General features: G+C 37.1%; 7 protein-coding genes and 8 tRNA genes. 14 read left to right on the top strand and 1 reads right to left on the bottom strand.

The features are described from left to right. The first annotated feature begins 3 nt into the window (after nucleotides 1-3). The 13 genes from CYK55_RS13265 (at nucleotide 4) to gor (ending at nucleotide 7921) form a co-directional block, all read left to right on the top strand. Nucleotides 4-76: transfer RNA gene (locus CYK55_RS13265), tRNA-Lys, on the top strand. A 7-nt stretch (nucleotides 77-83) separates the two neighbouring features. Further along, nucleotides 84-165, top strand: a tRNA-Leu gene (locus CYK55_RS13260). Between the two features lie 26 nt (nucleotides 166-191). Next, nucleotides 192-264 (top strand) — tRNA-Thr (locus CYK55_RS13255). 10 nt (nucleotides 265-274) lie between these two features. Beyond that, nucleotides 275-346, top strand: a tRNA-Gly gene (locus tag CYK55_RS13250). A 17-nt stretch (nucleotides 347-363) separates the two neighbouring features. Continuing rightward, nucleotides 364-449, top strand: a tRNA-Leu gene (locus CYK55_RS13245). Nucleotides 450-459: 10 nt separating this feature from the next. Then, a tRNA-Arg gene (locus CYK55_RS13240) sits at nucleotides 460-533 on the top strand. Nucleotides 534-550: 17 nt separating this feature from the next. Further along, nucleotides 551-624: transfer RNA gene (locus CYK55_RS13235), tRNA-Pro, on the top strand. Nucleotides 625-687: 63 nt separating this feature from the next. Then, nucleotides 688-761, top strand: a tRNA-Arg gene (locus CYK55_RS13230). Between the two features lie 164 nt (nucleotides 762-925). Continuing rightward, nucleotides 926-1393: a CtsR family transcriptional regulator gene (locus CYK55_RS13225; RefSeq protein ID WP_010733901.1), complete on the top strand. Its 468-nt coding sequence runs from the start codon at nucleotides 926-928 to the stop codon at nucleotides 1391-1393. Nucleotides 1394-1400: 7 nt separating this feature from the next. Further along, a complete protein-coding gene (locus CYK55_RS13220) occupies nucleotides 1401-3875 on the top strand; it encodes an ATP-dependent Clp protease ATP-binding subunit (protein ID WP_034689529.1) in 2475 nt (824 codons plus the stop codon). A 370-nt stretch (nucleotides 3876-4245) separates the two neighbouring features. After that, nucleotides 4246-5169 carry a peptidase U32 family protein gene (locus CYK55_RS13210; protein ID WP_034689553.1) on the top strand — a complete coding sequence of 308 codons (924 nt, stop codon included), beginning with the start codon at nucleotides 4246-4248 and terminating at the stop codon, nucleotides 5167-5169. 18 nt (nucleotides 5170-5187) lie between these two features. Continuing rightward, entirely contained in the window at nucleotides 5188-6429 is a 1242-nt protein-coding gene (locus tag CYK55_RS13205) for a peptidase U32 family protein (protein WP_019723386.1), read from the top strand. Between the two features lie 145 nt (nucleotides 6430-6574). Then, nucleotides 6575-7921 (top strand): glutathione-disulfide reductase, encoded by a 1347-nt coding sequence (gene gor, locus CYK55_RS13200; RefSeq protein ID WP_034689525.1) that lies wholly within the window; start codon nucleotides 6575-6577, stop codon nucleotides 7919-7921. A gap of 82 nt (nucleotides 7922-8003) precedes the next feature. Here the strand turns inward: gor and CYK55_RS13195 are convergent, their stop codons facing one another. After that, nucleotides 8004-9434: a helix-turn-helix domain-containing protein gene (locus CYK55_RS13195; protein WP_126134418.1), complete on the bottom strand. Its 1431-nt coding sequence runs from the start codon at nucleotides 9432-9434 to the stop codon at nucleotides 8004-8006. Between the two features lie 472 nt (nucleotides 9435-9906). Here CYK55_RS13195 and CYK55_RS13190 point away from each other — a divergent pair, with 472 nt between their 5' ends. Beyond that, nucleotides 9907-11328, top strand: coding sequence for a helix-turn-helix domain-containing protein (locus tag CYK55_RS13190; protein ID WP_034689522.1), 1422 nt, complete (start codon nucleotides 9907-9909; stop codon nucleotides 11326-11328). Nucleotides 11329-11746: the final 418 nt, after the last annotated feature.

Below are 11746 nucleotides of genomic sequence, written 5' to 3'. Positions count from 1 at the left end.
TATGAGCCGTTAGCTCAGTTGGTAGAGCATCTGACTTTTAATCAGAGGGTCACAGGTTCGAGCCCTGTACGGCTCATATTTTTGCGGGTGTGGCGGAATTGGCAGACGCACTAGATTTAGGATCTAGCGCCTTACGGCGTGGGGGTTCAAGTCCCTTCACCCGCATCATATGATTTATTCTATTTTTTTACGCCGGCTTAGCTCAGTTGGTAGAGCATCTGATTTGTAATCAGAGGGTCGAGGGTTCAAGTCCTTTAGCCGGCATCGTAAATACGCGGAAATAGCTCAGTGGTAGAGCACCACCTTGCCAAGGTGGGGGTCGCGGGTTCGAACCCCGTTTTCCGCTTTGCCAATGTACTACGCGCCGGGGTGGCGGAACTGGCAGACGCACAGGACTTAAAATCCTGCGGTGAGTGATCACCGTACCGGTTCGATTCCGGTCCTCGGCATTACAAATATGCGCCCATAGCTCAATTGGATAGAGTGTTTGACTACGGATCAAAAGGTTAGGGGTTCGACTCCTCTTGGGCGCGTAGTCTTTTTATTTTTTCGGGAAGTAGCTCAGCTTGGTAGAGCACTTGGTTTGGGACCAAGGGGTCGCAGGTTCGAATCCTGTCTTCCCGATTTTTTTTATTTGTTGCAAAGTTATACGTTCTATTGTATGATTATTTTTAATTAATTGAATATGCGCCCATAGCTCAATTGGATAGAGTGTTTGACTACGGATCAAAAGGTTAGGGGTTCGACTCCTCTTGGGCGCGTTGGAATAACTGGGACTTCATTGAATTCCTAGTTTTTTTATTTACATAAAAAAATCGTCGCTTATCGTTATTCTTCGAATCAAATATCTAACAAGCGTTCTCCTTTCATTCTACCTGTAAATTCGCTATAATTAAGGTCAATATTAGTCAAAGGAATGAGTGGGATGGCACAACAAAATACTTCGGATCTAATTGAATCATATATAAAAAAGATCCTGGAAAAAAACGAGATGATCGAGCTTCGAAGGATTGAATTGGCAGATCTATTTAACTGCGTTCCTTCACAAATCAATTATGTGATCAATACACGTTTTACGATTCAACGTGGCTATTTGGTTGAGAGTAAACGTGGTGGTGGTGGGTATATCCGCATTGCTAAAGTGAGGATGTCGGATAAAAAACAAATGCTTGAACGAATCAACTTGCTATTTGGCGAAACAATCAATGAAAAAAATGCCTACGCCATTATTCAGAAACTATATGAAGACCAAATCATTACCAAAAAAGAGGGAAACTTGATGTTGAGTGCGATTGCTAAAAATACATTGAACATCAACGAGACAGAAGATTATACGCGTGCTCGAATCTTACGAGCCTTTTTAGAACGATTAAGCTATGAAGACGGGGAGTGAAATTTAAATGGCAGAAATATTTACAGAAAGAGCACAACGTGTGTTAGAAATTGCCCAAGAAGAAGCAAAACGCTTCAAACATCAAACGGTAAGTTCAGAACATATATTATTGGCTTTAGTGATCGAACCCAACGGGATTGCTGGGAAAGTATTACGAGATATGAAATTGAATGAAAAAGATATTTATGAAGAAATCGAGCATTTAGTCGGTTATGGTACAGTGAAAACTTATGCAAAAGGTGTATTTCTTCCTTATTCTCCTCGAATGAAACAAACTTTTGCTTTGGCAAATAGCGAAGTAAATAAAATGGGTGCAAAAAAAGTGGGGACTGAGCATATTTTACTTAGTCTACTAAAAGATGAGAGTATCATGGCTACTCGTATCATGATCAACTTAGGAATCAGTTTGAGCAAAGTTCGTCAGTCTTTGAAGCGTACGATGGGTACGGACACGAGTACCGGTGGTATTCGCCGTCGAAATCCACAAGAAAAGCGGACAATGACACAAGGTACTCCTACGTTAGATTCATTAGCTAGAGACTTAACTAAGTTAGCAAAAGAAAACAGATTAGATCCAGTCGTAGGGCGTTCAAGAGAAGTCAAACGGTTAATCCAGATACTTAGTCGCCGAACAAAAAACAATCCTGTTTTAGTTGGAGAACCTGGGGTCGGTAAAACTGCGATTGCAGAAGGGTTGGCTCAAAAAATCATTTTAGGTGAAGTACCTGAAGAGATGAAAGCAAAACGGTTGATGATGTTAGACATGGGGGCGTTAGTCGCTGGGACGAAGTATCGTGGAGAATTTGAAGATCGAATGAAAAAAGTCATTGATGAAATTTATCATGATGGTCAAGTTATTCTCTTTATTGATGAATTACACACATTGATTGGTGCTGGTGGTGCAGAAGGTGCCATCGATGCATCGAATATTTTGAAACCAGCGTTAGCACGTGGAGAATTACAGACGATTGGTGCGACAACATTAGATGAATACCAAAAATATATTGAAAAAGACTCGGCATTGGAGCGACGCTTTGCACGTATCCAAGTAGATGAACCAACAGCAGATGAAGCGGAAGAAATCTTACGTGGTTTACGTTCACGCTATGAGGAACATCATCATGTTGAGATTACCGATGAAGCAGTACGAGCGGCAGTCAATCTTTCTGTTCGATATATCACTTCCAGACAGTTACCAGATAAAGCGATCGACTTGATTGATGAATCGGCAGCGAAAGTTCGATTGGAACAAGCGGACGATTTGTCAGAAACGGCGATACTGAAACAAGAAATCGATCAAGTGAATAAAGAAAAAGAACAGGCGATTCAAAAACAAGATTTTGAAACAGCTGCGCATTTACGTAGACAAGAAAAAAGCATAATGAAAAAACTAGAAAAACGTTTAGCGATTGAAGCAAAACATAAAAATGGCTTTGCGGATCGAGTGACTGAAGAAGATGTAGCTACTGTTGTTTCGGAGTGGACAGGTGTACCATTGCAACAGTTAGAAAAGAAAGAAAGTCAACGATTACTTGAATTAGAAGCATTGCTTCACGAACGTGTTGTTGGACAAGATGAAGCAGTCAAAGCTGTTTCTCGTGCGATCAGACGGGCGCGTAGTGGCTTAAAAGATCCAAATCGCCCGATTGGTTCCTTCATGTTTTTAGGTCCAACAGGAGTCGGAAAAACAGAACTTGCGAAAGCATTATCAGAAGTAATGTTTGGTGAAGAGGACGCATTGATTCGTGTCGACATGTCTGAATTTATGGAGAAGTATAGTACGAGTCGTTTGATCGGTTCGCCTCCAGGCTATGTGGGTTATGATGAAGGTGGACAATTGACGGAAAAAATTCGTCAAAAACCTTACTCAGTTATCTTGCTAGATGAAGTGGAAAAAGCTCATCCAGATGTCTTCAATTTATTATTACAAGTGTTAGATGACGGTCATTTAACAGATGCGAAAGGAAGAAAAGTAGACTTTAGAAATACGATCATGATCATGACTTCTAATATTGGTGCTACTCAAATCCGTGAGGAAAAAAATGTTGGATTCAACGTCCAAGATATTACTAAGGATCATCAAGCGATGCAAAAACGGATACTTGAAGAGCTGAAGAAAGCTTTTCGTCCTGAATTCTTGAACCGTATTGATGAGACAGTCGTTTTTCATTCATTAACAAAAGATGAAGTCCATGCGATTGTTCAAATCATGAGCCAATCGGTCGTCAAACGGTTGAAAGAACAAGATATCTTAGTGAAAATCACGCCAGCAGCAGTTGATGTGATTGGGAAAGTCGGTTTTGATCCAGAGTATGGTGCACGACCACTAAGACGGGCATTACAAAAAGAAGTAGAAGATCGTTTGAGCGAAGCTCTGCTTGGAGGAGAAATCCATTTAGGCGATCAAATCACTGTTGGCGCTTCGAAGGGCAAAATCACAGTGAATGTGCGTGAACCTAAGAAAATAACTGCTAAAGTATAATGATAGAGTAAGATTGCAACAGAAATAGCTAGCTCTGATAGACAAGCCAGAAGAGGTCGGGACAGAAGTGTTCAGCCTCGAGAAATAAGGCGCCATCCACGAAATTGTTTTTCAAATTTTTGTGGATGGCGCCTTATTTTCGAAGAGGTTACTTCTGTTCCCGCCGTTTATTCGGTTATAGGTGAGGGAGGTGAACGAATGTCCCACTCCCTTTTTGTTTTTTCTAAAGGGTTATTTCTAAATCAATAGGGACACAATTGATAAGACAGAAATTATTTTACAGTATCGTTACAATCAATAATAAATGTAAGAAGTATTGGAAAGTTTTCAGAGCTGTGCTACTATTATGGAGTTGTAGGAGGAGGAAATGATGATCGAAATCATAACTACTATAGAATCAATGAAACAAGCAGAAGAATTGCTTGAAGCAGGAGTGGATACCTTATATTTTGGGGAAGAACGCTTCGGCCTACGCTTACCAGCTTCTTTTACAAGAGAAGAACAACGCGAATTAGTTGCGCTGGCACATCGGTACGGTAAAAAAGTAAATATAGCTGTCAATGGGATCATTCATCCTGAAAAAATGAAAAAAGTTCCAGAGTATCTGCAATTTTTAAAAGAAATCAATGTGGACATGATCACAGTTGGTGATACTGGGATTATCTATACCATGAGAAAAAATCCAGAGTTGAGTATCCCTTATGTTTTTGATGCAGAAACATTGGTTACGAGTGCACGTCAAATCAATTTTTGGGCAAAAAAAGGGGCGATTTCTGCTGTTTTAGCACGTGAAGTGCCATTTGATGAGATGAAAGAAATGGAAAATAAGTTACAGATTCCTGTGGAAACACTTGTGTATGGAGCTACATGCATCCATCAATCGAAACGTCCACTATTACAGAATTACTATAACTACACGCAACAGGACGAAAAAAAAGATCGTGAAAGAGGACTCTTTCTCGCTGAACCTAAAAAAGAAGATACACATTATTCGATTTATGAAGATTCACATGGTACGCATATTTTTGCGAATAATGATATCAATTTAAGTAATGAACTCCCACAGCTTTATGCCCATCATTTCCGTTCCTGGAAATTAGATGGCGTTTTTACGCCTGGTGAAGCATTTGTTGAGATCACTAAATTATTTGTTGAGGCAAAAAAAGCATTATTAGCAGACACATGGACAGAAACCTTAGCGCAAGAGATGACGAATAAGATCATCGGATTACATCCAACAAATCGAGGACTTGATACAGGTTTCTTTTATATTGATCCTGAATCTATCAAGTAAGGAGTATGGTGAAATAAAATGACAACAAAAAGAAAATTAAAACGTCCGGAAGTTTTAGCACCAGCCGGCACGCTTGAAAAACTAAAAACAGCTATCCATTATGGCGCAGATGCTGTGTATATTGGTGGTAATGCTTATGGGTTACGTAGCCGCGCAGGAAACTTTACCTATGAAGAAATGGCAGAAGGCGTTGCATTCGCAAAAGAGCATCAAGCGAAAGTGTATGTAGCAGCAAATATGGTCACACATGAAGGAAATGACGAAGGAGCTGGTGAATTTTTCCGTAACCTGCGCGATGTGGGGATTTCAGCAGTGATCGTCTCTGATCCAGCACTTATTGAGATCTGTGCCACAGAAGCCCCTGGCTTACCTATCCATCTATCGACTCAAGCTTCTGCTACCAACTATGAAACATTGGAATTCTGGAAAGAAGAAGGCTTGGAACGTGTAGTTTTAGCTCGGGAAGTTTCGATGGAAGAAGTTGCTGAGATACGTCGACATACTGATGTAGAGATTGAAGCCTTTATTCATGGAGCAATGTGTATCTCTTATTCAGGACGTTGTACGTTGTCGAATCATATGTCAATGCGTGATGCCAATCGTGGAGGCTGTTCACAATCTTGTCGTTGGAAATATGAATTGTATGATTTGCCATTTGGACAAGAGAGAAACTCTTTGACAGATGCTGGCGAAATCGAAGAAGAGTTTTCGATGAGTGCAGTAGATATGTCGATGATCGAACATATTCCTGACTTGATTGAAAATGGCGTGGATAGTTTTAAGATCGAAGGTCGAATGAAGTCGATCCATTATGTATCAACTGTCGCAAATGTCTATAAAGCAGCTGTAGATAGTTATATGGAAGATCCTGAAAACTATGTTTGCAAACAAGAATGGATCGATGAATTATGGAAAGTAGCTCAACGAGAACTGGCAACAGGATTTTATTACGATACACCTAGCGAAAATGAACAATTATTTGGTGAACGTCGTAAGATCCCTGTGTATAAATTTGTCGGAGAAGTCTTATCTTATGACGAGGAGACGAAACAAGCGACAATCCGTCAGAGAAACCTCTTTTCTGTAGGGGATGAAATCGAATTTTATGGGCCTGGTTTTACTCACTTCAGTCAAATGGTTGAAGTGATGCACAATGAAGAAGGAGAATCCATTGATCGCGCACCAAATCCTATGATGATTTTGACCATGCCAGTCACACAACCAGTTAAACCTGGAGATATGATTAGAAAAAGAAAATAATTTTTTAAGCAATCAAGCGAAATGAGCATCTCGTCAACAGAATGACTAGAAACGTGCTACACTTATTTTTTGTAAGAGCTGATAAAAAAGTTTATTAAAAAATAAGCGGTAGAATATAGTATCAGCTGCTAAAAGGAGGAACAAGATGAAAATATATGATTATATTGTCATTGGCGGAGGATCTGGAGGCATTGCTTCAGCGAATCGTGCCGGTATGCATGGAGCGAAAGTATTATTGATTGAAGGCAATGAACTAGGTGGCACATGCGTCAATGTCGGATGTGTTCCAAAAAAAGTCATGTGGCAAGCAAGTACGATCTTAGAAACGATCGAACGTGATGCTTCAAGCTATGGTATCCAAGCAGGTGTCAAACATGTTGACTTTAAAGAACTGGTAGAGAAGCGTGAGAAATACATTGATTTCCTTCATGGCGCTTATCAAAGAGGCTTAGATAGTAATAACGTTGAAGCAATCAAAGGATATGCTCGCTTTGTAGATAGTCAAACCGTCGAAGTAAACGGTGAAAGCTATCAAGCGGATCATATTTTGATTGCTACCGGTGGAAAACCAAGCAAGATGACGATTCCTGGCGGTGAATATGCCATTGATTCAAACGGATTTTTTGCATTGACAGAATTACCGAAATCGACGATCGTATTAGGTGCTGGTTACATTGCAGCTGAACTTTCAGGTGTGTTAAATGGCTTGGGAAGTGAAGTGATGTGGGCGTATCGTAAAGAACGTCCATTACGTACGTTTGATAAAATGTTATCTGATAACTTGATTGAGATGTATCAAGAAGCAGGAATCCACACTTATGCAAACTTTACGGCTAGTGAAATAACAAAGAACGGGGATGTCTACACCGTTATCTTTGAAAATGGGGAAACACTAATGGCAGAGTGTGTGTTATTTGCTGGCGGACGTGTACCGAATACAGATGCATTAGGCATCGAAAAAACGAACGTTGAATTAGATGAAAAAGGATTTATCAAAGTGGATAAATTCCAAAATACAACCGATTCACACATTTATGCCATCGGTGATGTAATTGGTAAAATCGACTTGACGCCAGTAGCGATTGCTGCAGGTCGTCGTTTGTCCGAGCGGCTGTTCAATGGAAAAGAAAATTCTTATTTAGACTATGATTTAGTTCCAACAGTCGTCTTTACTCATCCACCGATTGCAACTATCGGATTGACCGAAGAGCAAGCGTTGGCGACATACGGTGAAGGACAATTGAAAATCTATCGTTCACGATTCACGCCAATGTATTTTGCTTTAAACGATTATCGACAAAAATGTGAAATGAAATTGATCTGTGTGGGTGAAGAAGAAAAAATTGTTGGGCTGCATGCCATCGGTGTAGGTGTCGATGAAATGTTACAAGGTTTTGCAGTAGCGATCAAAATGGGAGCAACCAAAGCAGATTTTGACAATACAGTAGCCATCCATCCAACAGGTGCAGAAGAATTTGTTACAATGCGTTAAGTCGTTAGTAAGTTGAGGAAATACCCATATCGAAAAAGCAGACGGAATATCCGTCTGCTTTTTCTGATTTATGCAGATAAAACTATGTATAAAGAACTGTTTCAATGTTATTCCAAAATGAGGTTGTTGGTATTTTAGAAATTTTAATTATTTTAGCTTTCGTTTTAGCTTGGTTCAGTTCGATGTCTGTTAAAACTAAATCATATTGATTGACTGTGTCGTAGTTTACTTGAAAAATGTTATCAGTATATGTATGGATCCTATGAATCACAGGGATTTTTTTGAATAACAGTTGCTTATACAGTGCAAGTGTTCTTTCTTCCTGATAAGAAACAATCAAGATAGACACCTTCTTTTTGTAAGGAAAAACGGTCGTCAGTAAAGCAGGTGACAATGAAATCAATTCTAATAGTAACTCTTCATAGAGTAATTGATTCCGTTTGATCATCATTAATCCAGCATAGTCAATGGCTTGATTATATACTTTTAGTATCTGAGGCGAATGCGTAAATAGGATTTCAGATAAAATCTGTAGATACGTTGTTTTAAAGAATTGTCGGTTTTTATTGTAATTGATTAAATCATTCAATTTCTGAATACCTTCTTGATTCAAAGAGAAGTCTTGGGATAAGGAACGATAAAAGTGTTCCGAAAATTGTCGAATCCGTTGATATTCCCCCGGACTATTAGGTGCTGACTGAACACAAGGGAAATAGATTTTTTTTTCTAATAGATTTGAGACAGTTGTGGTTGTCACATTGAAACCGTATTCTTTTTCAATGATTGAACAAAACACAGTATTATTTTTTATTATTTCAAAAAAAGAAGGATCGATGATTGGCTTTTCTTGATTTGGTGGTAACAAATGACCTTGTCCAATCCGAATGATTGCTGTGTAAAGATAAAAACTATTTATAATCACTTTATATGTACTAATTGTTTGATGTGTTGCTTGCTTTTTATAGTAACGTTGTAACACATCGAAGATATGATAAAAATGGGGCAATTGTTGTGGTGTATATTGCTCACGAAACATACTACAGAAGAATTGCCTGATGTAACTTTCATCCCCAATAATTTTGAGTTTTGAGGAGATATGTATGGATAATGGCGCATTGATCTCGCTGAAATAAGTATTGATGTTTGTAATGATCCGGCGAATACTTGTTTCACTTAAATATAATTTATTTGCTAATTTAGATAACGTTGGCTCTACTTCAAAAATCGTCTGTAGTATTTGTACATTTGTTGATTGATTGAGTATTTGCTTGATTAAATCTTCCAAATTGATCTCTGGTGGTAATAGTAAAGAAGCTACTTGATATTTATCGGTGTTGATGCGTACTGGTGAATATGTATGGTTAAAAAACACAATATCGGACAATAAAGTTTTTTTTGTTACTCCAAGTTGTTCTGCTAAAGTCGAACAGTCAATGGCAGCCATGCCTAAGAGTAAAGCTAGTTTAATCTGCCTTTCAGAAGTCTTTTCAAGCATATTTGTTCGTTTTATCATACTTTTCAGATCTTCTAAAAATAGAAAACCTGTTTTTTCACACCCTTTATTAATTTTATAAACATTATTTTATCATATTTTTCTAATTATTCGAGTTTTTCTTTTTGTTATATTCAATGGTTATTTTAAAGTAAGATTACCTTTTTTATTTAATAGACATTATTAAATAAAAAAAAGCATAAGATAACCTAAATAACTAGAAGTGGTCATTTGATCCACATGAAAGTAAAGTTTTCTGATACATGTTTTTTATTTCTATGAGTTAAATTTTTTTATCGAACAAAAAAAATTAAGAATAACATGTATCTATGGACTAAATGGTCTATTTCACTTACAAATCTTTAACTATAACATCCGAGCAATGTGATTATTGAACATGTTTTTTATAAAACAGAAAAACTAATATTAAGAAATTATCGAAAAAGCTGTACGATACAGTATAGGTTTTTAAAATGAAAGGAGCTTGTTGATTATGGGTGTACTTGAGAAACAATTAGAGAGACAAATTTCATTGCTTTATTTGCTAAATATTGAGCCATCGAATATTAGTAACCTAGCCAAAGAATTGAGTATTACAGATAAGACGATTGCGGCAGATATCGATAGTTTTAATACGGCTTGTTTTCCAGCTCGTATTGAAACCAATCAGTACAAAGAGGTATCGCTTTCGATACCAAAGAAATTGAACTTGGATGATATATTTGTCAGGATACTTAATAATTCAACAAATGTGAAAATTTTGAAGTACATATTCATTACAGAACCTTCTCTATCTGAGATTGCGACGAAATTATTTTTAAGTAAAACGAGTATCCGCAGGATCGTTGTCAAAATGAATACATATTTCTTGAAAGAAAAAATCAATGTCCAAATTAAATTAGAGAACAAATTAACGATCACTGGAAATGAAATCGAGATTCGACGTTTATTTGCTAGTATGTTCAAGGAAATTTATAAAGTAAAAGAATTTCCTTACTTCGATACGATTTATCAGATGCTCAGACGTTGTTTGAAGGTACAAAAAAGAACAATTAGTACACCAAAAGTGATTTATTCGGTGTATTATATTTATTCTTCGATTATTCGAATTGGTAATAAACATCTTATTCCTGAGAAAGAATTGATCGACAACGAGCAGATCGTAGGTACCATCTTGGAGATCATCCAAAGTGATACAGTTTTTTGTACGTTGATGAGTCAAAAATATAAATTCAATGTCACACAAAAAAATGTTTCCAATATTCTCACTTCCTATTTTGGCCTAATGTTTACAGAGATCCAACATCGTGATCAGAGATTAGAGCAGAATATTGAAAGGTTTCTTCAAAGTTTTTACAGTCTATTAGCAATTGATATGCCGATCAACACTACGGAAATCGAATATTTTTTTGATTTTATCAATTTTTATAAAGAATTAGCCATCTTCAAAGTAAGCTATGCCGATATATTTTATAAAAAAATGATGGAGAACAATCCTAAGATCTGGCAAGCCTATCAAAAATCTTTGCAAATTGCGCAATTAAATTTTGTCGAGCAAAGCGAACTATTACATAAAGAATTATTACTCGAATTAATCATTTCTTCAAATGATTTGTTACGAATGATTGAACCCAAAATACAAGAGAAGTCGATTTTATTATTAAGTTCTCAAGAAGTTGGCTTATCTCTTTTATATAAAAATTTGATTCTACATAAGCATCCATTTTTAAAAAATATTGATATCTATGAAAAGGACGTTTTTTCTATTGATTATCAATTAATCAATCAATACGATTTGATTTTGACTGATCTATCCTTAAATTTTGATCGGATCACCTCCGAAATTTTGAAAATCTCTAAAGTTCCTACTTCTATTTTTTGGAATAATTTTGAGCAGTGTCTCTATTCTTCTTAATAGAAAATCGTTATGTTGGACGTTTTTTTCATCTTTTTATCAATTTTGAAAAAATAGATAGTAGAGGCAGTCGAAACTCAGGTACGCTTAAAGCATCTGCTAGTTCGAGTTGGTTAGGGTAGGGATATTATAAAGAAAGTGAGCTGGGGAATTAAATGAATAAGTTAGCGATTTTTTTACTGGTTGGGGTATATAGTTGTGCATTCAAGGCGTTATTTTTAACTTTTAAAATACTTTGGGTAGTCACCAAAGCAATTGGGAAGTTCATTGGAAAGATGTTAAAAAAAGGATGGGAAAAAAGGACACAAAAAAAAGCGTTTGTACGTTCGCGTGGAGTAGCTTCACAACAGAGGGAAAACAACTTAGATCGTATGTCAATCCGCTCAAACATATCGCAAGATAGTCGATTGAATACGCG

This window comes from Enterococcus mundtii, assembly GCF_003957375.1.
Classification (GTDB): domain Bacteria; phylum Bacillota; class Bacilli; order Lactobacillales; family Enterococcaceae; genus Enterococcus_B; species Enterococcus_B spodopteracolus.
The sequence above is the reverse complement of the archived record's forward strand: the minus strand, read 5'-3'. Positions and strand labels throughout refer to the sequence as shown.

What these genes read in the sequence shown, in the direction of transcription:
- CYK55_RS13225 (WP_010733901.1), top strand. Translation starts at nt 926, where the DNA reads ATGGCACAACAAAATACTTCGGATCTAATTGAATCATATATAAAAAAG.
- CYK55_RS13220 (WP_034689529.1), top strand. Translation starts at nt 1,401, where the DNA reads ATGGCAGAAATATTTACAGAAAGAGCACAACGTGTGTTAGAAATTGCC.
- CYK55_RS13210 (WP_034689553.1), top strand. Translation starts at nt 4,246, where the DNA reads ATGATCGAAATCATAACTACTATAGAATCAATGAAACAAGCAGAAGAA.
- CYK55_RS13205 (WP_019723386.1), top strand. Translation starts at nt 5,188, where the DNA reads ATGACAACAAAAAGAAAATTAAAACGTCCGGAAGTTTTAGCACCAGCC.
- gor (WP_034689525.1), top strand. Translation starts at nt 6,575, where the DNA reads ATGAAAATATATGATTATATTGTCATTGGCGGAGGATCTGGAGGCATT.
- CYK55_RS13195 (WP_126134418.1), bottom strand. Translation starts at nt 9,434, where the DNA reads ATGATAAAACGAACAAATATGCTTGAAAAGACTTCTGAAAGGCAGATT.
- CYK55_RS13190 (WP_034689522.1), top strand. Translation starts at nt 9,907, where the DNA reads ATGGGTGTACTTGAGAAACAATTAGAGAGACAAATTTCATTGCTTTAT.